This is a genomic window from Microbacterium sp. NPDC087665 (genome assembly GCF_044743285.1).
In the GTDB taxonomy this organism is placed as follows: Bacteria; Actinomycetota; Actinomycetes; order Actinomycetales; family Microbacteriaceae; genus Microbacterium.
Genome location: NZ_JBIUWD010000003.1, coordinates 94,768 through 120,606, shown reverse-complemented (window position 1 = coordinate 120,606; position 25,839 = coordinate 94,768). Strand labels below are relative to the sequence as shown.

The following is a 25,839-nucleotide window of genomic DNA, read 5'->3' as shown; positions in this document are numbered from 1 at the left end:
CTGCGCCGGCTCCGGTGATCAGTACTTACGGTCGGCCAGAACGGCCTTCGCTGCCTCTGCCGAGTCGAATGCCTCGCTGGGGACCACGATGTACGACTCGACCTCTTCGCCGGCGAGCGTCTTCTTCACGACGTCGAGAGCCGTCTCACCGAAGAGAGGGTTGTACTCGTGCACGTAGCTCAGCTGACCGTCGGCGAGCGCCTGCATGGCGTTCTTCGTGCCGTCGATCGTGGCGATCTGCACGTCCTTGCCCACGACGAGCCCGGCCTCTTCGGCCGCCTGTGCGGCCCCGAGACCCATCTCGTCGTTCTGTGCGAACACGAGCTGGATGTCGTTGTTGTTCGCCTTGAGCATGGTCTCGAAGACGCTCTTGCCCTCTTCGGCAGACCAGTTGGCGGTCTGCGCGTCGAGCTTCGTGAGCGACGAGTCGCCGAGGCCCTCGTCGAAGCCCTCGTTGCGCTCGTTCACGACGCCGACGCCCGCCGGACCCTCGAGCACGACGTAGTTGCCGCCGTCGGGGAAGGTCGCTGCGGCCCACGCACCGACCTCCTTGGCGACCTCGACGTTGTCGGGCGCGATACGTGTGACGTACAGGCTGGTGTCGTCGGGCTCGACGCCGCGGTCGAGCAGGATCACGGGGATCTCCGCCTCCTGCGCACGCTTGAGCGAGTCCTCCCAGCCGGATGCCTCGGTGGCCGAGAGCAGGATCACGTCGACGCCCGCGTCGACGAACGACGTGAATGCGTCGATCTGCGACTTCTGGTCGAGGTTGGTGGCGGGCGCGTACTTGAGGTCGAATCCGGCTTCCTCGGTGAAGGTGTCCTGGATGTTGGCCTCGTTCGCCTCCCGCCATGCGCCCTCGGGGCCGACGGCGACGAAGCCGACGGTCGTGAGCTCTCCGGAATCGCCGCCGGTGTCTCCTCCGGCATCCGATCCTCCACCGGCGCAGGCCGTGAGTCCGATCGCGAGCATTCCTGCTGCGGCCAGACCGAGCGCGGTGCGGATGCGCTTCTTCGCGAACATGTTCTCTCCTCTTTGAGAAGCCGGGACCGACCCGGCGAACCGTCGAGACCGACATGGTCCCTGGTGATTGCAGGACGTCGTATCGGGCGTCCTGGTGGCGATGTTACCGGGAACAATCGATGGAACACAACGTCTTCTTGAAAATCAGGCTTTCTCGGCGGCACCCATCGTGTTACCGGACACATAACCCCCGGATTCGAAGTCGGCAGCGATCATCTCGACGACGGTGTCGACGGTGACACCCGGCCCGTTGCTGAGTTCGCCGATCTTCTCGCGGTCCTTCAACACGATGATCCGATCGCTCAACCGCACCACCTCTTCCAACTCCGACGAGATGAAGACGACCGCGACGCCGCTCGCAGCGAGCTGGCTGACGCGCCGTTGGATCTCGAGCTTCGCCGCGATGTCGATCCCGCGGGTGGGCTCGTCGAGGATGAGCACATGCGGTCGGGTGGCCAGGGCGCGGGCCAGCAGCACCTTCTGCTGCGTCCCTCCCGAGAGCACACCGACCGGGCGATCCATGTCGGCGGGGTCGAGGTGCAGCGCCTCGACATAGGTGTCGATGAGTTCCGCCGACTCTGCGGGCGACAGGGGGCGAGACCAGCCCCGCAACGCCTGCAACGACAGAACGATGTTCTCCCGCGCGGTGAGCTCGGCGATGATCCCCTGCGAGCGGCGACTTTCGGTCGACATCGCGATCCGGTGGCGCAACGCGACCGAGGGGCTGCGCAGGTCCACCCGCTGCCCGTCGATCCACAGCTCGCCGCTGTCGGCGCGCACGAGTCCGCCCATCAGGCTCGCGAGTTCGGTGCGCCCCGAGCCGCGGAGCCCCGCGAACCCGACGATCTCGCCGCGCTGCACCTCGATGTCGGTGCACCCCATCTCGCCGCGGCGCCCGAGGTCGGATGCCTGGATCGCCGGCTCGCCGTCGGTGGCGTAGTGGTGCGCCTTGCGCTCCGACTTGAGGGCCCGCAGGCTCTCGATGTCCTTGCCGAGCATCTGCGAGATGAGGTCGGCACGTTCGAGGTCGCGCGTGGCGTGCTCCGAGATGAGCCGGCCGCCGCGCAGCACCGTCATGCGGTCGCTGATCGCGAACGCCTGTTCGAGGAAGTGCGAGACGAACAGGATCGCCACTCCGCGTTCGCGCAGGCCGCGGATGACGCGCATGAGCGTGGCCACCTCGGCCTGGTCGAGGCTCGAGGTCGGCTCGTCGAGCACGAGCACCGTCGGATCGTCGACCACCGATCGGGCGAGGGCGACGAGCTGCTTCTGCGCCGGCGAGAGCAGAGCCAGCGGAGTCTTCGGGTCGAGGTCGTCGAGGCCCAGACGCGCGAGTGCAGCTGCGGCATCCACCCGTGTGCGTCGCCAGTCGATACCGAACCGCCCACGACGCTCGCGGCCGAGCATGACGTTCTCGCCGACGCTGAGGTTCGGGCTCAGCTGGGTCTCCTGGAAGACCGTCGCGATACCCGCGGCTCGGCTGTCGGCGACGCCGGAGAACCGACGCGGCACTCCCGCGACGGTCAGGCTCCCGGCGACGGGGATGCAGGTGCCGGTGAGCACCGCGATGAGCGTCGACTTTCCCGCACCGTTCTCGCCCATCAGCGCGTGCACCTCTCCGGGGAAGAGGCGGAAATCGACGTCCTCGAGCGCGCGGACTCCCGGGAAGTCGACCGTGATGCCCGACAGCTCGACCAGCGGCTGCCGGTCGGGCGCGGTCATCAGCGCACCTCCCGAGGCGGACCGGTGGATGCCCGGGGCACGAGCTCGGTCTGGATGCGCGTGAGAGCCGGGATCTCGCGTTCCTCGATCGCTGCCCGCAGCATCTCGACGACCGCTCCGCCGAGCGCGTGGAAGTCCTGTCGGACGGTCGTGAGCGGCGGCAGGAAGTGGCGGGCGAGGGGCACGTCGTCGAAACCGACGACGCTGAGATCCTTCGGCACCTCGAAGCCCTTGTCGTGCAGGCCGTGGATCAGGCCGATGGCCATGTCGTCGTTCGCCGCGAAGACTGCCGTGTATTCGGGGAGCTTGTGGAGTCCCATCGCGAAGTCGTAGGCGAAGTCGGCCGTCCAGTCGCCCACGACGATCGGCCGTTCGCGGATGCCCCAGGATTTCGCCCGGGTGTGGAAGGCGCGCTCTCGCGCACGGGCGTCGAGCCAGTCGAGAGGGCCGGAGATGTGCAGGATGTCTCGGTGACCGAGCGCGACGAGATGATCGACCACGAGCGTGGTGCCCGCATGCTGGTCGATCGAGACGGTCAAGAAGGTCGGGTCGGCATCGGCCTTGACCACGAGCATGGGCACGTTGATGGCGACCCGGCGCAGGGCGGCGACCGACGACGATCGGGGCGCGATGACGCACAGCGCATCGACACCCTGAGTGATCAGGTTCTCGACGGCGTCCTGCGGCGTGGTGCCATCGCCCTCGTGCAGGGCGATCTGGGTGACCGAATAGTCGGCGGCGCGGGCCGCGAGCTCCACGGCGCGGAGGATGCTCGAGGGCCCGAAGGCGACAGAGCTCTCGACGAGCACACCGATGCGCCTCGAACGCTGCGTCGCGAGTGCGCGGGCGACGAGATTCGGGCGATAGTCGAGCTCTTCGATCGCCTCGAGCACTCGGCGACGGGTATCGGGTTTGATGTTCGGGTGGTCGTTGAGCACGCGTGACACGGTCATGTGCGACACACCCGCGATCGTCGCGACCTGCCGGATATTGGGTTTGTCCGAACCGACGTTCACCATACCCACCTCCGTCGGCCGCGCCTGGAGGCGATGTTACCGAGAACAAGACCGGTGGCGCAATGATGCGGATGCCGGTCCACCCCCTCCCCGCCCAGGCGAGGAGGGAGCGGACCGACATCGCGGTCAGCTCATGAAGACGCCGACCTCCGTCATTCCACGCTGACCGCCCGCTGCGACTGCCGGCGTCGCCGGAGCATCCACAGCCCCGATCCCGCCCCGAGCAGCAGCAGCGCCAGCCAGACCGCGTTCATGGTCGCTGCCATGTCACCGCCGGTGTCGGCCAGGGCGCCTCCGCCGGCACCCGAGGAACCACCCCCGTCGACCGAGCCGCCACCGCCGCTCGCCGCGCGCGTCACCGTGAGCGGCAGTCGCGCCAGCTCGGTATCGCCGTCGCGGAGCACGATGTGGTGGGCACCGGCCTCGGCGTCGGCGGGAACGACCACGGTCGCCTCGATCCGGCCGTCGACCACGGCCACGGTCGCGAGCGCACGGTAGGTGCTCTCGATGCCGATCTCGACCTCGGCCGATGTCACGCCGGTCGCCGTCACCGTGACGGAACCACCGGCGGGAACCTCGGTGCGCGAGAGCTGCGCTGCGAGCTCCGCGCCCGGCCCCTCGCCCTCTCCGGCGAACGACCAGTTGTCGATCTCGAAGAGGTCGGTCTCGGCTTCGGCACCCTCGGGCGCGGCGAACACGAAGAACAGGTCGTGCTCTCCGGTCGCTCCCGTGACCTCGGCGGTGACCTGCGTCCACTCGCCGACCGTGCCGTCGACCGGGATCTCGGCGACGACCTGGCCGTCGACGTCGTCCAGACGCACCTGGATCGATCCGCCCTCGACGAGCGGCTTCACCGTGGCGGAGACCGTCTTCGCACCCGCGCCGAAGTCGACACCGGAGATGCCGGCGAAGTCGCCGTCATCGACACCCGACAGCACCATGTTGCCGCCGCCGTTGTGCTCGGCGAACTCGACAGACGCCGTGTCCGTCGACGCCGTGGTGATGCCGAGCTGCCATGCCAGCGTCTCGGCCTCGAAGGTGCGGTACGGGTCGAAGCTCTCGACCTGATCCACTCCCCCGCGCGTACCGGTGATCGGCTTGATCGTTCCATCGGCGTTGAAGTCGAGCTTGTCGATGTGCACGGAACGATACCCCTGCGTCGCGCCGGGGGTGCCGAGAGCCGCGGCCCACGCCGCCCCGCGCGTCTGCGCGTGGTAGGTGAAGTAGGTCTCGCCCTTGTACGTGAACATGTCGGAGTGGTTGTTGCCGCCATTGCCCGCGCCGAAGAACGTGCCCTGGTTGACGAACGCGACGCCTGCGTACTCCGGCGCCTTCAGCTTCATCGGGTCGTCGGTCATCATGTACGCGATCGCGCCGCGCGACGGGTACAGCCCTGGCGCCTCGTTCACCTGGAAGTTCGACGAGTACGAGTAGTAGTACTTGCCGTCGCGCTTGAACATGCTCGACGCTTCGAACATGCCGGGGGCATCGATCTCGACCGGGTCGCCGTCGAGGGTGACCATGTCGTCCTTCAGCTTGACGACGCGGGTCGACTTCGGGTTCTGCGGGCCCTGCACGTTCGGCGAGGTGCCGATCTGCGAGTTGCCACCGAAGTAGAGGTAGCCCTGACCGTCGTCATCGATGAAGACCTCGGGGTCGAAGAGCCACATGCCCGCGGGGAATCCGCCGCCGGCGATGTAGTCGCGCGACACCGTGTCGGGGATGATCTTCTTGCCGAGCGGGTCTTCCCACGGTCCGAGAGGCGAGCCTCCGACGACCACGGCGGTTCCGGTTCCACTGTCGCAGAAGTACAGGTAGACCTTGCCGTCCTTCTCGATCGCCGCGGGCGCCCAGGAGTTGCGCGCCCACGGGGCGGCGCCGCCCTCACGGGCGATGGGCACGGTGCCGTGATCGACCCAGTTGACCATGTCGCTCGTCGACATCACGTTCAGTCGCGTGATCCCGCCGTAGCCGTTCGACTGCGTCGGCAGACCGTTGGCGTCCTTCGTGTTGAGGTCGTACTGCTGCGTGTCGTCTGTCGAGTAGATGTAGAGCCGACCGTTGTAGATGAGGTGGTGCGGGTCGGCGCCGAACTTGTGCCCGACGAGCGGGTTGTGGTCGCCGATCGGCTTCGTCTGCACCTTCTCGAGGCTCGTGAACTCCGGCCCGGCGGGAGCATCCGCGATCTTGACGAGAGAGACCTCGTCGATCGCGAAGTCCTGCAGTGCGGTCGATCCCCAGGGGGTCTCGACGAAGAACCAGTCCGCCGCCGCGTGGCGCGCTTCCGCCGTGAACTCCTGCGAGAACGTGCCCCACTCACCCTTCGTGAACGTGTGGCCGTAGTCGGCGCATCCGTTGAAGTTTGCCGGGCAGAAGGTGAAGTTGAACTGCTGGGATGCCGCGCCCTCGTCGTACTTGAGCTTGCCGGTGACGCGATACGACGCTCCGAGCTCGATCTTGCCGGTGACGCTCGCGAAGGGACCCGACTGGGTGTTCTCGCGCCCGCTCACCTGCAGGGAGTTCGCACCGCTCGCGGCATCCGGGCTCAGGGCCAGGGTGCCACCGCGCGGGTTGCTCCAGCCCGTCAGGTCGGAGACGAACCGGCCGTCGGGCAAGAGGTTCCCGGGAACCGCCGGGGGTTCCGTCGACGTCGAGGGACCGCTGTCGGCCGTGAGCGAGACGTCATCGATGACGAACGACTGCACGTCGGTGTTCCAGGGCGTCTCGATGAACATCAGGTCGTAGCTCGACGACAGCGGCGTGAACGTCTTCTCGATGGTCGACCACGCGCCGGCTGTGGCGGTGGTCGAGGCGACGACGTCGCACTGGCTGCGAGACGCGGTGCAGAGCACCACGTTGAAGTTCTGCGTGGCGCGCCCGGTGTCGAACTTCAGCGAGAGGTTCAGGTCGTACGTCGTGTCTGTGCTGAGCAACCCGGTGACGGTCGCGGTCGGTCCCGACTGGAACGACGTGCGACCGCTGATGGCGAGAGACTTCGTCCCGGTCTTGGCGTCGGCACTCTGCGAGAGCGTGCCTCCGAGAGGGGTCGACCATCCCGTGATGCCTGTCTCGAAGGTGCCGTTCTCGACGATGGCCGTGGGCGCCGCCTGCGCCGCGCCGCCCATGCCGACGGCCGTGACCGTCGAGGCGACGAGCGCGGCGATGCCGAGCACGGCCGTGGCCCGAGGGGCTGATCGAGCCCGAGAACGATCGGTGGATCTCTGACGTGGTTTCACTGCGTATCTCCTTGCGATTCGATCGCATGAGGGCGCACGAACGCATCGGTGCGCGCCGACGGGCGAGCACCGAGGAACCTGGACCTCGGGCGACGGGGGTGGAATGCGGCCGCGAACGACCTCACCGCGGCGGATCACCGCGGAGCGGGCGCCGGCCTCCTCGTGGGTTCGGGGGTGGGGTGGGAGCCGAGCGCCTCAGTCGCGAGGGTCGGGTCGCGCACCGGATCGACGACCGGGCGCGTGCCGGTCTCGTCGACGGTCTGGGGTTGCTCCGAAGATGTCCATGCGCTCTCCTCCTTGAGATGCCGGGAACCGCTCGTCACACGGTTCCATGACGGCGCGTGAGGGGAACGGCGGTTGCTCCTGCCTGGATGTTACCGGTAACAGTTTCCGGAAGGCAAGAGTCGGTCGAAGGCCCGCCCCGCGAACGCCTACAACCCGAACCGCTCCAGGAACCCGTTGACGAGTCGCCGCTCGGGGTCAAACCGGGCGGCGAGCGCCGCGAAGTCGTCGAAGCGGGGATAGCGCTCGCGCACCTCGGCGGGGTCGAGCGTGAACACCTTCCCCCAGTGCGGGCGCGCCGTGGGCGGCAGGGCCGCCTCGAGCGTGGGCAGGAACGCGCGCACGGCGGCCTCGTCGGGTTTCCAGGTGAAGTGGATGCCGACGGCATCCGTCCCGTACGACGAACTGAGCCACAGATCGTCGGCCTTCATCGTGCGGATCTCGCTGACCAGCAGCAGCGGCGCGATCTGCCCGGCGAGGCCCCGCACGGCCTGGATCGCCGCGACGGCGTCGGCCCGGGGCACGAGGTATTCGCTCTGGATCTCGGCGCCGGCCGAGGGCGTGAACTCGAGCTTGAAGTGCGCGAGACGTTCGAACCAGGGGCCGGCGACGCCGAGCTGCTCGGTGCACGCGACGGGGTCGACGCCCAGGATCGGATGCCGCTTGCTCACCGCGGCCTCGGCGCCCAGGCTCGCGAACAGCGATTCCCGGGCGGCCTCGTGCGCCTCGGGCACGCGCTGCTTGACCCAGATCTGGTCGGCGATGTCGGTGCGCTGCCAGGTCGAGAAGATGCTGACGCTGGTGCCGACGCCGGTGACCGCGTCGAGATCAGCGAGGATCGCCTCCCACGACGGATGCTCGAACACGTGTTGGGCGACGTCGTAGGTGGGCTCGACGTCGAGCGTGAGATCGACGACCGCACCGAGGGCGCCGAGGCTCACGACGGCACCGTCGAAGTCGTCGTCACCCCGCACGAGATGCCGCGTCTCGCCGGAGGGCGTGAGGATCGTGAGGGCGCGCACGGCGCTCGCGAGCGAGCCGATCGCGTCGCCGGAGCCGTGGGTTCCGGTGGCGACGGCCCCGGCGATCGAGATGTGCGGCAACGAGGCGAGGTTGGCGAGCGCGAGCCCTTCGGCGGCGAGCAGCGGCGCGAGGTCGCCGTATCGCAGGCCGCCCGAGACGCGCACGGCGTCGCGTGCCTCGTTCACCTCGAAGACCACGGGCAGCCGGTCGAGGGCCACGAGTTGACCGTCGGTGTCGGCGATGTCGTTGAAGCAGTGGCGCGAACCGAGCATCCGCATCGGTCCGTCGTGTGCGAGAAGTCGCCGCAGCTCGTCGATCGAGGCCGGATGCGTCACCGTCGACGCCCGGTATTCGAGGTTGCCCGCCCAGTTGCGTTCGATTCCCATCGCGCCAGCATAGCCAGACCTCGCCGTTCTACATCGTTGTATTCCACCGAGCGATCAGACGCCGGCGCGCAGACGCGCGACTAGGCTGACCGCATGACGACCATGCCGCCGCCCCGCGCGACGATGAAGGATGTCGCCGCTCTCGCGGGCGTGTCGACGAAGACCGTCTCGAACGTCGTCACGGGCACGGTCCCGGTGAACGAAAACACCCGCGCCAAGGTCGAGGCTGCGATGGCGCAGCTCGATTTCGTGCCGAACCTCAGCGCCCGCGGTCTGCGCAAGGGTCGCTCGGGCATCATCGCCGTCGCCCTCCCCGACCTCGCCACCGCGTTCTCGGCCGAGCTGGTTCATCGCGTCGTCGAGGCCGCGCACGCCCGCGGGCTCGCGGTGCAGATCGAAGAGACGGCATCCGATCCCGACCGCGAGAAGGAACTCGTCTCGCGCGCCCGCGCCCACCTCGTCGACGGGCTGATCCTCAACCCGATCCGCCTCGAAGACAGCGTGCTGCGCTATGCCGACCGGCTGCCGCCGCTCGTGGTGATCGGCGAGGTCGAGCAGAACCGGGCCGACCACGTGCGCATCGACAGTCGCCGCGCCGCGGCCGATTCCACCCGGCACGTGCTCTCGCGCGGCGCCCGCCGCATCGCCGTGGTGGGCGCCGACGACGACCCCTCGATCGCGACCGCCACGAGCCGGCTGCGCCTCGAGGGCGTGCACGACGCACTGCGCGAGGCGGGCATCGCCCGCGATCCGCGCCTCGAGGTGAATCGCCTGCCGTGGGAGATGGCGGGCGGAGCGGATGCCGTGCGCACGCTGTTCGACCGCGGCGTCGCGTTCGATGCGATCGTCGCCTTCACCGACTCCCTCGCGCTCGGCGCGCTGCACACGCTGCACGACCGCGGGGTGCGGGTGCCGGAGGACGTGATCGTCACGGGGTTCGACGACGTGGAGTTCTCGAAGTTCACCTCGCCCTCGCTCACGACCATCGCCTTCGACCGCCGGGCGTTCGCGGTCGCCGCCCTCGGGTTGCTCGAGAGCCGCATGGACGATCGCACCGCTCCCCCGCGTGCGCTGACGCTGTCGCACCAACTGCTCGAGCGCGCCAGCACCGGCGCGACACCCCTCGGCTACACGCCCTGAGGGGCGAAGCATCCACCTGGATCGAATGCTTGCGCTCCCGATTACATCGATGTAATGATGGGGCATTCGCCCACGGTCACGAAGGAGTGACGATGACGCCCCCGCTCGATCTGTCCCGAAGGCAGTTCCTCACTGCCGCCTCACTCGCCGCCGGCGCGGCGCTTCTCGCCGGGTGCGCTCCGGGCTCTCCGCTGAGCTCGCGCACCGAGACCCTGCAGTTCTGGCATCTGCTCTCGGGCGGCGACGGCGTGACCATGTCGGCGCTGCTCGACGGGGTCAACGCCGCGCAGTCCGACTACCGCATCCGCCCCACCGTGCTCGCCTGGGGCACCCCGTACTACACGAAGCTCGCCATGGCGGGCGCCGGCGGCCGCGCCCCCGACGTCGCGATCATGCACGCCACCCGCGTGAACGGCTGGGCGCCCGGCGGGCTGCTCGACACGTGGGACGTCGACCGTCTCGCCGAGCTCGGCGTCGACCGCTCGACCTTCCCCGGACCCATCTGGGAGAAGGGCTTCGTCGGCGACCGGTTGTACAGCGTCGCCCTCGACGCGCACCCGTTCGTGCTGATGTTCAACACCGACATCTGCGATGCAGCGGGAGTCCTCGACTCCGACGGCAAACTGCAGCAGACCTCGTCGCCCGAGGAGTTCCTCGACCAGCTGCGTCAGGTCGGCGGCTCGGCCAGCGGGCATGCCCTCTCGTACGGGTACCTCGGCGACGGCGCGCAGATGTGGCGCCTCTTCTACGGCCTCTACGCGCAGCACGGCCTCGAGATCGAGCTTCCGGTCGGCGGCAAGGCCGTGATCGACAAGGATGCCGCGGTCGAGGCCCTCACCCTCATGCAGACCCTGCTCGACGGCGAGATCGCCGCGGCACGGGCCGACTACGGCGGGGCGATCGCGGAGTTCGCGACCGGCAAGAGCGGCATGCTCATGACCGGCGTGTGGGAGCTGCGTACGATGCAGGCGGCGAACCTTCCGTTCGACGCGACCACCATCCCGACGCTCTACGGCACGCCGGCGGTCTACGCCGACTCGCACTCGTTCGTGCTGCCGCACCAGGCGAACGCCGACGACGCCCGCCGCGACCTCGTCTATCGCTTCGTGGCCGAGATGCTCAAGGGCTCGTTCGACTGGGCCGAGGCCGGGCACATCCCCGCCTACCTCCCGGTCACCTCCTCCCCCGCCTACGACGACCTCGTGCCGCAGGCGCACTACGCCTCGGCCGCCGACAACGTCGTCTACGACCCCACCGCCTGGTTCACCGGCTCCGGCTCGAGCTTCCAGGGCGAGTTCGGCGCCGCCGTGCAGAACGTGCTGCTCTCGGGCGCCGACCCGGCAGCCGCGATCGACCGCTTCGAAGCACGCGTCAACACGCTCCTGCGCCAACCCAACCCCGCCGACCCCGAGGGGACGTGGAAGCCATGACCGCCACCGCCACCACCACGCGCGCCATCGTCACCGGCGGAGCATCCGATTTCCGCCCCCGGCGCAGCGGCTCCCGTGAGCAGCTGATCAGCTGGGCGTTCCTCGCCCCGTTCCTGATCGCGTTCGTGCTCTTCCTCGCCTGGCCGATCATCCACGGTATCTACCTCAGCTTCACCGATCAGTCGCTCACCGGGGCCGGCGGCGGCTTCGTCGGATTCGCGAACTACGCCGAAGCCCTCACCGACCCGATCATGTGGCAGTCGATGGGCAACACCGTCTGGTTCACCCTGTTGTCGACCGTTCCCCTCATCGTGATCGCGCTGCTCATGGCGGCGCTCGTCGACCGCGGCCTTCCCGGTCAGTGGCTCTGGCGGCTGTCGTTCTTCATGCCATACCTGCTCGCCTCGACCGTGATCTCGCAGATCTGGGTGTGGATCTTCAATCCGCAGATCGGTGCGGCCAACAACATCCTCAAGTTCTTCGGGCTCGAACCGCTCGCCTGGCTGCAGAACCCCGAGACGAACATGCTCTCGATCGTCATCGCCACCGTGTGGTGGACGGTCGGATTCAACTTCCTGCTCTACCTGGCCGCGATGCAGAACATCCCGCCGCAGCAGTACGAGGCGGCCTCGCTCGACGGGGCGGGCGCATGGCGTCAGTTCTGGTCGATCACGCTTCCGCAGCTGGGACCTGCGACCGTGCTGATCCTCATCCTGCAGATCCTCGCCTCGCTCAAGCTGTTCGACCAGGCGTACCAGATGCTCGGCGGCGTCGCGAGCGACACCACCCGCTCGATCGTGCAGTACATCTACGAAGCCGGCTTCGTGAGCTACCGGTTCGGCTACTCGGCCGCCATCTCGTACGTCTTCTTCGCCCTCATCGTCATCATCGGCGTCGCGCAGGCTCTGATCACGCGTCGCAAGAAGGAGCAGTGATGTCCTCCACCACCCTCGTGCCCACGGGCGCCCCGAACGACGACCACACCCGCACCCTCACCGTTCCGAAGAACCGCCGCACCGTTCGTCCGAAGCTGCCCGGCCAGAAGGCGTTCTCGCCGCTGCGCGTCGCCGCCTTCGTGGTGCTCGCGCTGCTTGCGATCGGTTGGCTGCTGCCGTTCCTCTGGGCGGTCGCGACCGCGTTCAAGACCGAGACGGATGCCGCATCCGGCGACCCCGGATGGATCGGCGCGACCGGCCCCACCATCGAGGCATTCGTCGCGATCCTCTCGCAGGGCAACGTCTACATCTGGGCGTGGAACAGCCTGTGGACCGCCCTCGCGGTCACCCTCATCACTCTCACGATCTCGGCCCTCGCCGCCTATGCGTTCTCGCGGTTGGACTTCACGGGTCGCAAGTGGCTGTTCGTGGTGATCATCGCCTCGATCGTCGTGCCCCCGCAGGTGCTGATCATCCCGCTGTTCTACGAGATGCTCGCCTTCAACCTGATCGACACCCACTGGGGCCTGATCCTGCCGCAGGTCGTGGCGCCCGCGATGGTGTTCATCTTGAAGCGATTCTTCGACGCGGTGCCGATCGAACTCGAAGAGGCGGCGCGCGTCGACGGCGCCAGTCGCCTGCGCGTGTTCTGGTCGATCGTGCTGCCCCTGTCGCGGCCGATCCTCGCCTCCGTCGCGATCTTCGTGTTCATCGGCGCCTGGAACAACTTCCTCTGGCCGTTCCTCGTCATCAACGACACCACGCTCATGACGCTGCCGGTCGGACTGCAGACCGTGATCAGCGCCTACGGCGTGCAGTACGCGCAGGTCATGGCCCAGGCGGTGCTGGCCGCACTGCCGCTCATCGTCGTGTTCCTCATCTTCCAGAAGCAGATCGTCAAGGGAGTCGCGACGAGCGGCTTCGGCGGTCAGTGACCCCCGCTCTGGCATCCCACCCCGCAGCATTCACCCCGCAGCATCCACCCCGCAGCATCCACCGGCGCAATCAAGGAGAGCAATGTCTCACGCCCGCATCACCATCGACCGCGACTTCACCATCGCCGACGTCCCCCGGAGGCTCTTCGGGTCGTTCGTCGAGCACATGGGGCGCTGCGTGTACACCGGCATCTACGAGCCGGGGCACCCGCAGGCCGATGAGCGCGGCTTCCGTCAGGACGTGCTCGCCCTGGTGAAGGAGATGGGCCCGACGGTCGTGCGCTACCCGGGCGGCAACTTCGTCTCGGGATACCGCTGGGAAGACGGCGTCGGCCCGGTCGACGAGCGTCCGGTGCGCATTGACGGCGCCTGGCACACGATCGAGACCAACGCCTTCGGACTGCACGAGTTCATGGACTGGGCGAAAGAGGCCGACGTCGAGGTCATGGAGGCCATCAACCTCGGCACCCGTGGCGTCGAAGAGGCCCGGGCGCTCGTCGAGTACGCCAACCACCCCGGCGGCACGTACTGGTCTGACCTTCGCCGCAAGAACGGTGCCGAGCAGCCCTTCGACATCAAGCTGTGGTGCCTGGGCAACGAGCTCGACGGTCCCTGGCAGATCGGCGGCAAGACGGCAGCCGAGTACGGGCGCCTGGCTCAGGAGTCGGCGAAGGCCATGAAGCTCGTCGACCCCACCATCGAGCTCGTCGCGGTCGGTTCGTCGAGCCGGTCGATGCCCACGTTCGGTTCGTGGGAGCACACCGTGCTCACCCACGCGTACGACGAGGTCGACTTCGTCTCGATGCACGCCTACTACCAGGAGCACGACGGCGACACCGAGTCGTTCCTCGCGGAATCGGTCGACATGGACGGCTTCATCGATGGCGTCATCGCCACCGTCGACGCGGTCAAGGCCTCGGGCAAGCACACCAAGCAGGTCGACATCTCGTTCGACGAGTGGAACGTGTGGGACCAGGTGCGCTACAACGACCACGAGGCCGCCGAGGTGGCCGCGGCCGGGTGGCGGGAGCATCCGCGACTCATCGAAGACACCTACTCGGTGACGGATGCCGTCGTCGTGGGTACCCTGCTCAACAGCCTGCTGCGGCACGGCGACCGCGTGCGCATCGCCAACCAGGCGCAGCTCGTGAACGTGATCGCACCGATCCGCTCGGAGGAGAACGGTCCGGCCTGGCGCCAGACCAGCTTCTGGCCGTTCGAGCGCATGGCGCGGCTCGCGAAGGGACGCATCCTGCGCCTCGCGGTCTCGGCCTCGCAGATCGAGACGAAGCGCTACGGCGGCGTCGACTCGGTCGATGCGGCCGCCACCTGGGACGAGCAGACCGGACGCGTGGTCGTGTTCGTCGCGAACCGCTCGCTCACCGAGGCGAACGATCTGACCATCGACCTGCACGGGCTGGGCGATCTGCACGTGCGGCAGGCCGAGACCCTCACGATCCCCGAGGGCGGCGACCGCCGCACCGCCAACCTCGAGACGGCTCCCGACACCGTGCACATGGTGCCGCTCGCGGGCGCCGAGGTCGTGGAGGGCGCCGTGCGCGCGACGCTGCCGCCGCTGTCGTGGTCGGTCATCGAGCTCGAGGTGACGCGCGCCTGAGCCTGCACCGGTCGACGGTTCCCGTCGCGAAAAGGCCCGGTATCCGAAGTGGATACCGGGCCTTTTCGCGGCCTGAGCGCTGCGGGACGGCGGATGCCGGGGACTACTCCCAGACGACCGTCGGGGTCTCGGCGGCGAAGTCGACCTTCGGAGCGAGCATCTGCGACCCCCAGAGCGTCTGCGCACCCCAGGACACCTTGATCTGACTCCGCTGCCCGGCCGCGTTCTGCCCCTCGAGCGTCATGTCGACGCTGAGGGTCCCGAACTTCGAGACGACCGCTCGGTCGACGACCTTACCCGTGAGGCCGGCGAGCGCCGTTTCACCCTGCGTGCTCAAAACGCGCGTCACCGTGCCGTCGACGGCGACGTAGCCGTCATGCTCGACACTGGTGACGTCCAGTCCGCACGGCGTACTCAGCGTCTTCATCGCCAGGCACTCGCGCAGCGAGGTCGTCACGAGTTCGCGATACGCCGCTACACCCGCGTCGCTCAGCTCGGGGCGGAGGTAGAGCAACGCCTCCTCGCTCTTCTCATCGGCGAACACGAGCGTCGTTTCCCCCTCGATCGTGAACTCCTCGAGGGCGGTGTTGAGCTCGTACGTTCCCGGGAATACCAGGGCATCGTCGGGCACCTCCACCCCGTTGACCGTCAGACCGATGTCGCCGAAACCGAAGTTCGCCACCCGGGCCGCTCCGTTGTACATCGTGATGTCACCGTTGTACTCGCTCTGATACATCTCGAACTCGCGCGTCACCTCCTCGCCGCCGATCGTGAACGTGGCCGGCACGATGACGTGGGTGTAGTCGCCCGCCGTCGCCTCGCCCACCTCGATGTCGTCGATGGGCCCGAGCTCGAGCGATGACTTCAGCACCTCATCGGTAAGGAGATCCGTGCTGTAGGAGGAGGTGTCGAGGTACGTGATCGCCGCATCGGCGTCACCCTCGGCGACGGCGTTCAGGTATCCCTCGACGAACTCCTCCGGCGTCGAGGACTCCGGAGCCGAGGAGTCGCCACTCGCTCCCCCGCCGCGATTCGCGAGCGGGATGATGATCACCGCCGCCAGCACGAGGGCCGCGATGATCCCTCCGGCGATGACGCCGATCAGCGCCCCCGTCGGCAGCTTCTTGTTCGGGCCGAAGCCGTCAGGGGTCTGCTCGGGAAGCGGGCCGGGCGCGAGCGCCGGATCGAGCGGGCTCGGAGCTGGCACGGGGCCCGGCGCGTATCCGCGGTCGGGATCGAACGGCGTCGGCTGGGGCACTCCCTGCGGAAGCTGATGCCCGCCGGGAAAGAATCCCGCCGTGTTCGGCGCCGAAAGGGTCTGCAGCGGATCGGCCAGTGCGGGCGGGATGACCGGATATCCCGGCGCCCCGTCTTCGGACGAGGCGGGCTCCTCGGACGAGGCGGACTCCTCGAGCGAGGCGGGCTGCGCGGCCGGGATGGTCGGCGGGGCGGCCTGCTCGCCGGCCTCCGAGGCTGCGGTCTCGGGCTGTTCGTTCGGCGTCGCGGGCCCGGTCTGCGGCGGGTTCTCCGGTGTCTCGTGTTCAGTCACTCGGGTAGCATAGTGTAGTCATGCGTGGCATATTGGCATGCCGATGCGACCCTTCGCTTCCCGCCGCTCAAGACCGGCCCGGCGACGGATTCCGCAGACCACGCCGCGATTTCTCCCCCTTACGCCAGGGGCAACGCGTCACCTGCAGGGAGGATTTACACCTGCCGGGAGCATCCGCCGCATCCGCCCTGCACGTGTACTTTCTCCCTGCATGTGGCACCCCCGCAAGGCACCCCGGCGAGCAGCTCGACGCCCCACCTACTCGAACTTCGCCACCTGCACGAGGGTCGCACCGGTGCCGCGGCGCACGAACCGGCCGCGGCCGGGCACCATTTGCTCCGCGAAGACCTTGGGCAGCAGCGCTCCCTCGGCGCGGTCGCCGCTCATGATCAGCGTCGATCCACCGGTGTCGCGCAGCGCCTGCAGTGAGGCGTCGAACATGGCGCGGGATGCCCCGAGCACCGGACGCGTGAGCACCACGTTCAGTCCGAGATCGCGCGCGGATGCGAGATAGGGCAGCAGCGGCCGAAGCGGTTCGGTGCCGCCGGCGGCGAGCACATCGAAGTCGTCGACGATCACCAGGATGCGCGGGCCCCCGGACTTCGCCGCTTGCCTCTTCGCGAGTTCCGCGGCGATCGACTCGGCGAGCTGTCGAGCGAGCGATGCCGAACCGGCATGCCCGCCGAGATAGGGCTCGGGCACGCGGTCGACGAGCTCGCCCCGCACGTCCATGAGTGCGATGACCAGCTCGTCGGGCGTGTGCTGTGCGAGTGCTCCGGCGATGACCCCGCGCAGCACCGTCGTCTTGCCGCAGCCGTTGTCGCCCAGAACGAGCAGGTGCGGATCGTTGCGCGCGAGATCGAGCGTCAGCTCGGCCATCGTGTCCTGACGCAGACCGAGCGGAACCCCCGCAGGCACCGGGCCCGAATGCGTCAGGTCGGCGGGGCGCAGCTCTTCCGGCAGCAGGCGGATGGGGGTGGCCCCGGGCCCTGCCCAGGCCTCGGCCACCTGTCGGGCCTGCACCTCGAGCGCGTCTCCGATGCCCAAGGTCTCGTGCTCCTCGAGCACCGGCAACGCGATCTGCGCGAACTCCGATCCGTCGGTCAGCACGCGCCCCGGCTCGTCGGTGCGCAGCGTCGCCGAGAGCTTGCGCGACACCTGCGACTCGCTCGGATCGTTCAGTCGCAGCTCGACGCGGGTGCCGATGAGGCTCTGCTGGGTGCCGCGCAGTTCGTTCCAGCGCGTCATCGTGAGAACCACGTGGATGCCGTAGCCCCCACCGCGTTCCAGCAGCCGATTCAGCGGTTCATCGAGTTCGTCGAAGTCGGAGCGCAGGGCCCCGTAGCCGTCGACGAGCAGCACGATGTCGGCCGACGGGAGCTGCGGGAGCAACCCCGCGGCATGCCGTCGGCGCATCTCGTCGACCGAGTCGATACCCTCCGTCCGGAACACGCGCTCGCGCATGTCGAGCATCGCGTCGAGCTCTTCGAGCATCCGTCCCGCACGCTCGCGGTGCCCACGGGTCGCGACGTCGCCGACGTGCGGGAAGCCCTCGACGCGCGCGAGCCCTCCGCCGGTGAGGTCCAGCGCGTAGATGCTCACCTGGCGGGGCGTGCGGGTGAAGGCGACGGATGCCGTCAGGGTGCGCAGGAACGTCGACCGGCCCGACTGCGGAGCACCGAGCACGGTGACGTGGCCTCCCGAGCGGGCGAGGTCGAGCACCCACGGATGCTGCCGCTGATGCGCCGGTTCGTCGAGGAGTCCGAGGGGGATGCGCAGGCCCTCGACGGCATCCGGGGAATCTCCCTCGGCGCTCGACGGCAGCACGGCCCCGAGGGTGAGGCGATCCGGCAGCGGAGCGAGCCACACCGGACGCGTACGGTGCGACCCGCGCGCCAGGCGTTCCACGACCGCGTCGACGAGCGTGCGTTCGGGTCGCGGGGCGACGGCGTACGTCCGCTCCTCTCCGCCATCGAAACCGGCGGCGATCTCGGGCGCGGTGTCGTAGCCCGAGATGACGTGCAGTCGCGGACCGTCGTCACCGGCATCCGCACTCCGGTCGTCGGTGTCTGCCAGCGCCCCGGAGACGTACCCCGCCCGCAGTCGCGTGTACACCGACGTGTCGACCTTCAGATAGGCGTATCCGGGAATCGCGGGAAGGTGGAACGCATCCGCACTGTCGAGCACCATCGAACTCTCGGCCGCCGAGAAGGTGCGCATGCCGATGCGGTACGAGAGGTAGGTCTCGAGTCCCCGCAGCTTTCCGGCTTCGATGCGCTGACTCGACAGCAGCAGGTGCACGCCGATCGAGCGGCCGATCCGACCGATCGTGAGCAGGAGGTCGACGAACTCGGGCTCCGCGGTGAGCAGCTCGCCGAACTCGTCGATCACGAGGAACAGGTGCGGCAACGGCGGGAGGTCGCCGCGCGTCTCACGCAGCTGACGGTACTGCGTGATCGACGCCGAGTTGTCGGCGCTCTTGAGCAGGCGCTGCCGCCGTACGACCTCGCCCTGGATGCTCGCTCTCGCCCGCTCGGTGAGCTGCGGATCGTCGGCGAGGTTGTCGATGATGCCGGCCACGTGCGGCAGACGCGTGAACGGCGCGAACGCCGCCCCTCCCTTGTAGTCGACGAGGATCATGCTGAGGTCGTCGGGCCCGTGCGTCGCCGCAAGACCGAGCACGAGCGTGCGCAGCAGCTCGCTCTTGCCCGATCCGGTCGCGCCGATGCAGATCCCGTGCGGGCCCATCCCCAGCTGGGCCGACTCCTTCAGATCGAGCAGCACCGCCCCGCCCGCGTCGTCGACGCCGATCGGCACGCGCAGGAAGTCGGCGGGCGCGCGGGGCCGCCAGGCCCGACGCGTGTCGATCGTGGCCAGATCGCCGACCCCGAGCATCTCCGACAGATCGAGCGCCCCGGCATCCGCCGCCTCGGTGGCGGTCGCCCGCGTGATGCGCAGCGCGGCGAGCGGACGCGCGATGGTCTCGAGCAGGGCGGGCGCGACGGCATCCGCCACCACTCCATGCACACCCACTCCCTGCACACTCACTCCCTGCACCGACGCGACCGTCGCGACCCCCTCGATCGCGATCCCCTCGGCCCCGATCACGATGCGTCCGACGGTCGCTCCCGGCTCCTTCACCCGATCGTCGACGATGTGCACGACCGTGATGCCGAGGTCTGCGGTGCCGAGAAGCGAATCCCACGCGGGAAGCGGGGTCGCGTGGCCGGCGCCCTCGTCGACGAAGAGCACGAGTCGCACCGGGAGGGTGCGGCGCCCTGCCCGCCGTGCCGCCGTGGTGGCCGCCACCCGATCGCGCAGCTCGGGGCCGATCGCCGCGAGCAGCGCGTCGAGGGTCGGCGCGATGCGTCGTGCGAGCGGTCGGCCGGCGTCGCGGCGGGGAGCGTTGACGTGCGGAAGCAGGTCGAACCCTCTCCATTCCCGACGAGCGGATGCCGGAACCACCGCCGCGAGATGCACCTCGTCGGGAGAGTGGAAGGTCGCGATCTGCGCCGACAGGCCCCGAGCGACCTGCAGCGCGGCGGCGCGGTCTCCGACGATCGCGTACTGGCCGCCCGCGGAGAGGTCGATGGTCGCCGGCATGCCCTGCACGACCCCGCCCGCGCGCACCAGACGCTCCGCGGCGGCCTTCATGATGGGGTCGTACGGCTGGACCGGATTCGACTCCTCGGGAAGCACGATCGGCAGCATCGCGAGATCGCCGGTGCCGACGCGCACCACGAGGAAGTCCGCATCCGTCGGGCGGCATTCCCACCGTCGCGCCGGATCGTGACCGATCTCGATCAGTGCCGCAGGCGACGGATGCCGCCGCAGCGCCGACTCTCTCGTGCGGGCGGCCCGCTCGCGCAGAGCGGTGCGCATCTGCTCGAGATGGTCGAGATAGCGTTCGCGCTGGAGGCGACGCTGGCGCACCGCGTTGCCCCGCGTCGTGAAGAGCATGCCGACGCCGCCGACGAGCGCGACGACGAGGATGACGGCACCGATCACGACGAACATCGGATTGCCGCGCAGAAGCACCATCATCGTGATCGACGACAGGCTTCCGACGATGGGGAGCACCGACTGCAACGGGAAGCCGGCGGCCGCATCGTTGCTGGCGGGTGGCGGGGTGAGCACGACGGTCTCGGGCGCCTCCGGCGGGCTCGAGGTGCGGGCGGGTCGGTGCACGATCGTCTGGGTCATGCCCCGGACTCCGGCGGCGTCGACTCCCCCACGAGCAGGCTCGTGAGATGCAGGATCGCCTGCCGTGCGCGCAGCCCCCGCGCCGGGCCACCGCTGCGCAGCCCCGCATCGTGCGGGATCAGGATCACGGGGTGCGCGGTCTGCGCGGCGATCACCGCGGGCACGCGCCGCGATGCCCGCCCCGCGTCGACCAGGGCGACCACCGCACGCGGATGCTCCGGCATCTCGGTGATCGCCTCCGCGAGGACGCGCGCCCGCTCCCCCGCACCGCGCTCCGCGGGGGCGACGAGGCAGACCACGTCGCACAGTGCGGCCGCACCCGCCAGGTCGCCCTGCGGATCGCGGGGGCCGAAGTCCGCGACGAGCAGTTCGTGGAAGCGCATCACGGGCGCGACCTGCTGCGCCCAGGCGGCTACGGGGTGCGCCGCGGCATCCGACGGCCGAGCACCCCAGGTACTCGCCGCGATGCGCTGCAGAGATGCGGCGGCATCCGCACTGGTGCGCACGGCGCGGCCGTCGCCCCGCACCGCTGCCTCGTCGACGCCGAGGCGGTTCGCCAGCCCGCCATCGTCCGACAGATCGATCGCGAGCAGCGGACCGGTTCGGCGCGCGGCGACCACCCGCACGACCTCGGCCGCCAGCGTCGTCGCACCGACCCCGGCCACGAGCTGTACGAACCCGATGCGGTGCACGGCGCCGACCGGTCGCCGGATCGCGTCGTCCCACGAGACGAGGCGTGCGCCGACGCCGGCGATGCTCCCGAACAGCGCTCCCGGCACTCCGCGGGCGTCGACCGCCGTCACGCGCCACCGCCGAACAGCGCGAGCAGGTCGGCATAGATGCCGAACACCCCGACGACGAGCGGCAGCAGCGCCACGACCACGATCGCCTCGAGCAGGTCGCCGAGCGCGCGCAGACGCGCCCGTTGATGCGCGCGCGGTCGCGCCATCCCCGCCACGGCCGCCGTGCCGCCCACGAGCACGGCGGCGGTCAGCATCCCCCCATCCGACCCGCCCCGGCCGAGTGCCGACGCCGCGCCGCACACCACGATCGTGACCGCTGCTCCCCACAGCAGCAGCCCCTGCGAGCGCAGCGGAAACGCCCGCGATCGCAGCACCAGTACGGCAGCCAGCGCGACGGCGAGCAACGTGCTCCAGACGGTCCCCGCCGTCGAGAGCAGCGCCCCGCAGATCGTCGCACCGACCGCGAGCGCCGCCACGCTCCCGGTCAGAGTGCGGTACGCGTCGTCCACGATCCCCAGCGCCGCGGACCTGCGCACATCACCCTGGCCTGCCGCCCGATGGTCGAGTCCCGTCAGCCCGGACGCCGACAGGGCGATCCACGGCACGAGCCCGACCAGCAGCACGGCGAGCACCCCCACCACCGCCGCGCTGCGCACCGGCGGCACGCCGCAGGTACTCGACAGCAACAGCAGTGCGGGCAGCGCGATCCCCAGCGCACCTCCCACCAGCGCACCCCGCGACCGCTGCGCGACGCCGACCCCCAGCATCAGCACCACCGCCTCGGCGAGTGCGACCGCCGTCACCACCGTCGCCACCGCAGTCCCCATCGCGGCAGTGCCGGCCGTCACCGTGTCGCCCGACCGGTCGCCGACGACCATCGCGGTGTGCACCGCGACGACCACCGCGGCGTGCACCGCCGCGGGCACGGCAGCACCCGCGGCGGCGACCGCGAAGGCGACGGCAGGGCGCCGGGCACCGCCGAGGCCGAATCCGATCGCCCCGGCCAGCAGGAGCCCGAAAAGCGACAGGCGTGCGACGAGGCCCGCATCCGCCCCCAGCGGCAGCGCCGCCGATGCCGTCGCCGCCGCCAGTGCGATCAGCGCACCGGTCACCGCACCGCGCGCCCGGCCGTCCCACCGGTCGCGACGCACCCCCAGCTCTTCGGCGACCACATCGACCACGTCGATGACGAGCGGGGGCGGCGGTGCGGAATCGAACGGCAGCAGACGCAGCGCCGAGCCGTCGACGAGACCCATCTCCCGCGCCGATCGCTCGAGATCGAGTGGCTCCCCGACCGAGGTCAGAAGAGCGAGCGGACGGGCCGCGGCACCCCCGGGCTCGCGCAGGGCATCGATCAACTGCGGCAGCACGGCGCCGAGAGGGTCGTCGCTCGACACGGCGATCTCCGCGCGACGGGCTGTTCCGCGCACGGTCAGACGGGTGTACTCGCTCATGCGCGCTCCTCGGTGAAGGAGACGACGAACGCGTTCTGCTGCGCCTGCTTCTCGGCGGCCTGCCTCTCGAGCAGGTCGGTGACGAACGAGATGCCGACGCAGATCGCGCACGCGAGAGCCGCGACGATGAGTGATCCGACGAAGCGGCCGACGTTGTCGTTGACCGTGCGCCGCTCGTCGATGCGCCCGTGCAGCAGGGCGGATCCGTGTCGCATGCGCTGCGTGCGCGCCTCTTCGATCAGCGTGCGATCGCGGAGGTCAGGCATCCGCTCCTCCCCGGGGCTCGTGCACGTCGGAGGCAGGATGCTCCGGGGCGCCCGCGATCGTGATGCTGCGGTCTCCGAGCCAGAGCACCGCGTCGGCCGGCATCCGCCTCGGCACGAAGGATGCGAGCGCCACGAGCTCGCCGCCCACCTGCAGCGCGGAACCGTTGGCCGAGCCGAGGTCGGTCGCCCACACGTCGCGCCCGTCCCACGTGAGTCGTGCGTGCGTCTTCGACAGGGTGCGCGAGAGGTCTGGCCACGAGAACCGCTGATCGCCTCGGGCATCGGTCATCGGATTGCGGCCGATCACGAGCGCCCGCGCGAAGGGAAGACGCTGCCCGGAGTCGAGCAGCGCGACCGCGTTCTTCGGCGCGTGGGTGGGGGTGTTCTCGGTCGAGGCACGCTGCGGGAAGTGGAACGGCGCGATGGCGGGGGCGATCGGGTCGCGCCCGCGCCGGATGTCGCACGCGACGAGCACGCCGGCGAGGAGATCGGCGACCAGGCGGGCTCCGGGTGGGGCGCCGGTCGATCGTTCGACGGTTCGGGTGCCGGTGGCGAGCGCGCCGAGCGAGCGCCCCGTGATCGCCAGCGACGCGGCCGTGCCGACGCCCGCGGCGAGCGCGCACAGCAGCAGGAGCAGACCGATCGGTGCCGCGCCGCGGGAGAGGGCGACGGCGGATGCTCCGGCCGCTCCACCGATCACGACGACGTCGATCGCGGCGGCGATGGCGCGGGCTCGCGGCTCGGCGCGCACGCTGAAGACGAAGGCATCCACCGTGCCCGAAACTGCCTCGGCGCTCGCCATCATCCCCTCCTCCGAGCACCGTCGCGTGCTCCCTCGAAAGAGATCATAGTGTCCTCATTTATGGCATATCAGGATACTTTTGCGTGCTGTGGATAAACCCTTCTCCGGCGTCCGATCCGGCTGTTACGCTCATCTCGCCCACAGGGTGGCGAGGGCTCGCAGACGCGAGACGACGGCCGTGAAGAAAGGGATGACCGGCATGAAATTCGACATGGGGGCAGAGACGCTGAGCGTCCTCACGAAGCAGACGTCAGGCTCGAGCGACGATCTCGGAGCGCTCGTGAAGCAGCTCGTGGTCGCCGCCGATCCCCTGATGCAGGTGCACGCGGGCGCGGCGAAGGCCGCATTCGACAGCTTCAAGAACCGCACCGACGAGGTCGCGGCCGAACTGAACGGCTCGCTGGCCGCGGTGCTCGGCGGCATCTCGGGCATGGACCGCGCCTTCCGCGAGGGCGAATCCGAGATGGTCGACCAGACCCGCAGCGCCGAGAGCGGGGCCGCGTTCGACGCCGCCCGCTTCGGCGGATCCCGCTGAGACGACGAGGAGAACCACAGATGGCACATGAAGACCGCCGCGCCTACAGCGTCGCCGCCTCGCAAGAGGTGCAGGGAGAATTCAACCGCGTCGCCGGGCTGCTCGAGAGCCTGATCGCCGACCGCGACAAGGCCGTGCAGAACGCCATGTCCGACTACTCGGCCGACGGCGTCTCCGACGAGTACCAGAGCAAGGAGATCCGGTGGAAGCGCGCCGCCGACGAGGTGCGCACCATCATCACCGTGCTCCGCAGCACCATGGAGGGCAACGACGGCACCGCCTCACAGGCCGGGTCGCGCGCCCGCGCCGCCGTCGAGAACATCGGCTGACGGCATCCGCCGTTGCGCAGAAGGCTGGGTCCCTCGACTCATCGAAGGGCCCAGCCTTCCGCGCGTGAGCGGATGCTCAGACCGCGACGTGCCTCTCATCGGGTCCGACGTACTCCGACAGCGGGCGGATCAGGGCGTTCGCCCCGGCCTGCTCGATCACGTGGGCCGTCCACCCGGTGACCCGCGCCGCGACGAACAGCGGCGTGAAGGTGAGGGTGTCGAAGCCGATCAGGTTGTACGCGGGGCCCGAGGGGTAGTCGAGGTTCGGGTAGATGCCCTTGCGTGCGACGAACTCCGATTCGAGCGCCGAGTAGAGATCGGCGACATCGTCGCGACCGTAGTGCTCGACGAGCGTGTCGAGGGCCGCCTTCATGGTCGGCACCCGCGAGTCGCCCTTCTTGTACACGCGGTGGCCGAAGCCCATGATCTTGCGCTTCTCGGCGAGCGCCTTGTCGAGCCACGGCTTGACGTTCTCGGCCGAACCGATGTCGTCGAAGATGTGCAGCACGGCCTCGTTCGCTCCTCCGTGCAACGGGCCCTTGAGGGCGCCGATCGCCCCGACGACCGCCGAGTACAGGTCGCTGAGCGTCGACGTGATCACGCGAGCGGTGAACGTCGAGGCGTTGAAGGAGTGCTCCGCGTACAGGATCATCGAGCGGTTGAACGCGTCGACCACCACCGGATCCGGCAGTTCTCCGAACGTCATCCAGAGGAAGTTCGCGGAGTAGTCGAGGTCGTCGCGCGGTGCGATGATCTCCTGCCCGCGGCGGCGGCGCTGACCGTAGGCCACGATCGCCGGCAGTGCGGCGAACAGGCGGATGCTGCGCTCGAGGTTCTCCTCCGGGCTGCCGCCCGCATCGAGCACCGAACCTCCCGCACCGGCATCCGATGCCCCGATGAGGCTGACGGCCGTGCGCACCTCGTCCATCGGGTGCGCGGTCACGGGAACGAGGTCGATGGCCGCCTTCACGTTGTCGGCGAGCGCGCGGTGCGCGCGTTCCTCGACGCGGAACGCCGCCAGCTCTTCAGGCGTGGGCAGCTCGCCGTTCCACAGCAGGTAGGCGACGGCTTCGAACGACTGCGTCGCCGCGAGCTCCTGCACCGGATACCCGCGGTAGAGCAGGCTGTTGGTCTCGGGATTGACCTTCGAGATCGAGGTCGTGTCGACGACGACGCCCGCGAGGCCCTTCTTGATGTCCGGCTCGGTCATGG

General features: G+C 69.4%; 19 protein-coding genes. 7 read left to right on the top strand and 12 right to left on the bottom strand.

Annotated features, from left to right (window positions below; all coding sequences use genetic code 11):
• Window positions 1-18: 18 nt before the first annotated feature.
• The 5 genes from ACIOSY_RS07265 to ACIOSY_RS07245 all read right to left on the bottom strand — a co-directional run bounded on the left by ACIOSY_RS07265 (window position 19) and on the right by ACIOSY_RS07245 (window position 8,688).
• Window positions 19-1,023, bottom strand: a complete 1,005-nt coding sequence (locus ACIOSY_RS07265) for a substrate-binding domain-containing protein (RefSeq protein ID WP_400851319.1) — start codon at window positions 1,021-1,023, stop codon at window positions 19-21.
• A gap of 144 nt (window positions 1,024-1,167) precedes the next feature.
• Window positions 1,168-2,745 (bottom strand): sugar ABC transporter ATP-binding protein, encoded by a 1,578-nt coding sequence (locus ACIOSY_RS07260; RefSeq protein ID WP_400851316.1) that lies wholly within the window; start codon window positions 2,743-2,745, stop codon window positions 1,168-1,170.
• Window positions 2,745-3,764 carry a LacI family DNA-binding transcriptional regulator gene (locus ACIOSY_RS07255; protein WP_400851313.1) on the bottom strand — a complete coding sequence of 340 codons (1,020 nt, stop codon included), beginning with the start codon at window positions 3,762-3,764 and terminating at the stop codon, window positions 2,745-2,747. The genes ACIOSY_RS07260 and ACIOSY_RS07255 overlap by 1 nt, the downstream gene beginning before the upstream one ends.
• Before the next feature lie 149 nt (window positions 3,765-3,913).
• Entirely contained in the window at window positions 3,914-6,934 is a 3,021-nt protein-coding gene (locus ACIOSY_RS07250; RefSeq protein ID WP_400851310.1) for a carbohydrate binding domain-containing protein, read from the bottom strand.
• 494 nt (window positions 6,935-7,428) lie between these two features.
• The gene (locus ACIOSY_RS07245) at window positions 7,429-8,688 is read right to left on the bottom strand and encodes a D-arabinono-1,4-lactone oxidase (protein WP_400851307.1); all 1,260 of its coding nucleotides are present in this window, start codon (window positions 8,686-8,688) and stop codon (window positions 7,429-7,431) included.
• A 93-nt stretch (window positions 8,689-8,781) separates the two neighbouring features.
• Here ACIOSY_RS07245 and ACIOSY_RS07240 point away from each other — a divergent pair, with 93 nt between their 5' ends.
• From ACIOSY_RS07240 to ACIOSY_RS07220, 5 genes are all read left to right on the top strand, one after another.
• Window positions 8,782-9,828, top strand: coding sequence for a LacI family DNA-binding transcriptional regulator (locus ACIOSY_RS07240; RefSeq protein WP_400851304.1), 1,047 nt, complete (start codon window positions 8,782-8,784; stop codon window positions 9,826-9,828).
• Between the two features lie 92 nt (window positions 9,829-9,920).
• Complete coding sequence (locus ACIOSY_RS07235) at window positions 9,921-11,258, top strand: extracellular solute-binding protein (RefSeq protein ID WP_400851300.1); 1,338 nt, start codon at window positions 9,921-9,923, stop codon at window positions 11,256-11,258.
• On the top strand, window positions 11,255-12,193 hold the full coding sequence (locus ACIOSY_RS07230) for a carbohydrate ABC transporter permease (RefSeq protein WP_400851297.1): 939 nt from the start codon (window positions 11,255-11,257) through the stop codon (window positions 12,191-12,193). Before ACIOSY_RS07235 ends, ACIOSY_RS07230 begins: the two co-directional genes overlap by 4 nt.
• Window positions 12,193-13,128 (top strand): carbohydrate ABC transporter permease, encoded by a 936-nt coding sequence (locus tag ACIOSY_RS07225; RefSeq protein WP_400851294.1) that lies wholly within the window; start codon window positions 12,193-12,195, stop codon window positions 13,126-13,128. The genes ACIOSY_RS07230 and ACIOSY_RS07225 overlap by 1 nt, the downstream gene beginning before the upstream one ends.
• 82 nt (window positions 13,129-13,210) lie before the next feature.
• Window positions 13,211-14,746: an alpha-N-arabinofuranosidase gene (locus ACIOSY_RS07220; protein WP_400851291.1), complete on the top strand. Its 1,536-nt coding sequence runs from the start codon at window positions 13,211-13,213 to the stop codon at window positions 14,744-14,746.
• Between the two features lie 103 nt (window positions 14,747-14,849).
• Here the strand turns inward: ACIOSY_RS07220 and ACIOSY_RS07215 are convergent, their stop codons facing one another.
• The 6 genes from ACIOSY_RS07215 to ACIOSY_RS07190 all read right to left on the bottom strand — a co-directional run bounded on the left by ACIOSY_RS07215 (window position 14,850) and on the right by ACIOSY_RS07190 (window position 23,763).
• Entirely contained in the window at window positions 14,850-16,295 is a 1,446-nt protein-coding gene (locus ACIOSY_RS07215) for a hypothetical protein (RefSeq protein WP_400851288.1), read from the bottom strand.
• Between the two features lie 258 nt (window positions 16,296-16,553).
• Window positions 16,554-20,498 carry a type VII secretion protein EccCa gene (gene eccCa / locus ACIOSY_RS07210; RefSeq protein ID WP_400851285.1) on the bottom strand — a complete coding sequence of 1,315 codons (3,945 nt, stop codon included), beginning with the start codon at window positions 20,496-20,498 and terminating at the stop codon, window positions 16,554-16,556.
• Window positions 20,495-21,301, bottom strand: coding sequence for a hypothetical protein (locus ACIOSY_RS07205; RefSeq protein ID WP_400851282.1), 807 nt, complete (start codon window positions 21,299-21,301; stop codon window positions 20,495-20,497). Before ACIOSY_RS07205 ends, eccCa begins: the two co-directional genes overlap by 4 nt.
• Window positions 21,298-22,695, bottom strand: coding sequence for an EsaB/YukD family protein (locus tag ACIOSY_RS07200; protein WP_400851279.1), 1,398 nt, complete (start codon window positions 22,693-22,695; stop codon window positions 21,298-21,300). The genes ACIOSY_RS07205 and ACIOSY_RS07200 overlap by 4 nt, the downstream gene beginning before the upstream one ends.
• Window positions 22,692-22,961, bottom strand: coding sequence for a hypothetical protein (locus ACIOSY_RS07195; protein ID WP_400851276.1), 270 nt, complete (start codon window positions 22,959-22,961; stop codon window positions 22,692-22,694). Before ACIOSY_RS07195 ends, ACIOSY_RS07200 begins: the two co-directional genes overlap by 4 nt.
• Entirely contained in the window at window positions 22,954-23,763 is an 810-nt protein-coding gene (locus ACIOSY_RS07190) for an FHA domain-containing protein (protein WP_400851273.1), read from the bottom strand. Before ACIOSY_RS07190 ends, ACIOSY_RS07195 begins: the two co-directional genes overlap by 8 nt.
• 190 nt (window positions 23,764-23,953) lie before the next feature.
• On the opposite strand from ACIOSY_RS07190, the gene ACIOSY_RS07185 reads away from it, so the two are divergent.
• Complete coding sequence (locus tag ACIOSY_RS07185) at window positions 23,954-24,298, top strand: hypothetical protein (RefSeq protein WP_400851271.1); 345 nt, start codon at window positions 23,954-23,956, stop codon at window positions 24,296-24,298.
• Window positions 24,299-24,318: 20 nt separating this feature from the next.
• Window positions 24,319-24,627: a pore-forming ESAT-6 family protein gene (locus ACIOSY_RS07180; RefSeq protein ID WP_400851269.1), complete on the top strand. Its 309-nt coding sequence runs from the start codon at window positions 24,319-24,321 to the stop codon at window positions 24,625-24,627.
• A gap of 76 nt (window positions 24,628-24,703) precedes the next feature.
• On the opposite strand, the gene ACIOSY_RS07175 is transcribed toward ACIOSY_RS07180, so the two are convergent.
• On the bottom strand, window positions 24,704-25,837 hold the full coding sequence (locus ACIOSY_RS07175) for a bifunctional 2-methylcitrate synthase/citrate synthase (RefSeq protein WP_400851266.1): 1,134 nt from the start codon (window positions 25,835-25,837) through the stop codon (window positions 24,704-24,706).
• Window positions 25,838-25,839 lie beyond the last annotated feature (2 nt).

Excerpts from the sequence above, each read along its gene's own strand:
- ACIOSY_RS07260 (WP_400851316.1), bottom strand. The coding sequence starts at position 2,745 with ATGACCGCGCCCGACCGGCAGCCGCTGGTCGAGCTGTCGGGCATCACG.
- ACIOSY_RS07185 (WP_400851271.1), top strand. The coding sequence starts at position 23,954 with ATGACCGGCATGAAATTCGACATGGGGGCAGAGACGCTGAGCGTCCTC.
- ACIOSY_RS07235 (WP_400851300.1), top strand. The coding sequence starts at position 9,921 with ATGACGCCCCCGCTCGATCTGTCCCGAAGGCAGTTCCTCACTGCCGCC.
- ACIOSY_RS07190 (WP_400851273.1), bottom strand. The coding sequence starts at position 23,763 with ATGGCGAGCGCCGAGGCAGTTTCGGGCACGGTGGATGCCTTCGTCTTC.
- ACIOSY_RS07255 (WP_400851313.1), bottom strand. The coding sequence starts at position 3,764 with ATGGTGAACGTCGGTTCGGACAAACCCAATATCCGGCAGGTCGCGACG.
- ACIOSY_RS07230 (WP_400851297.1), top strand. The coding sequence starts at position 11,255 with ATGACCGCCACCGCCACCACCACGCGCGCCATCGTCACCGGCGGAGCA.
- ACIOSY_RS07180 (WP_400851269.1), top strand. The coding sequence starts at position 24,319 with ATGGCACATGAAGACCGCCGCGCCTACAGCGTCGCCGCCTCGCAAGAG.
- ACIOSY_RS07195 (WP_400851276.1), bottom strand. The coding sequence starts at position 22,961 with ATGCCTGACCTCCGCGATCGCACGCTGATCGAAGAGGCGCGCACGCAG.
- ACIOSY_RS07220 (WP_400851291.1), top strand. The coding sequence starts at position 13,211 with ATGTCTCACGCCCGCATCACCATCGACCGCGACTTCACCATCGCCGAC.
- ACIOSY_RS07225 (WP_400851294.1), top strand. The coding sequence starts at position 12,193 with ATGTCCTCCACCACCCTCGTGCCCACGGGCGCCCCGAACGACGACCAC.
- ACIOSY_RS07175 (WP_400851266.1), bottom strand. The coding sequence starts at position 25,837 with ATGACCGAGCCGGACATCAAGAAGGGCCTCGCGGGCGTCGTCGTCGAC.
- ACIOSY_RS07245 (WP_400851307.1), bottom strand. The coding sequence starts at position 8,688 with ATGGGAATCGAACGCAACTGGGCGGGCAACCTCGAATACCGGGCGTCG.
- eccCa (WP_400851285.1), bottom strand. The coding sequence starts at position 20,498 with ATGACCCAGACGATCGTGCACCGACCCGCCCGCACCTCGAGCCCGCCG.
- ACIOSY_RS07265 (WP_400851319.1), bottom strand. The coding sequence starts at position 1,023 with ATGTTCGCGAAGAAGCGCATCCGCACCGCGCTCGGTCTGGCCGCAGCA.
- ACIOSY_RS07200 (WP_400851279.1), bottom strand. The coding sequence starts at position 22,695 with ATGAGCGAGTACACCCGTCTGACCGTGCGCGGAACAGCCCGTCGCGCG.
- ACIOSY_RS07240 (WP_400851304.1), top strand. The coding sequence starts at position 8,782 with ATGACGACCATGCCGCCGCCCCGCGCGACGATGAAGGATGTCGCCGCT.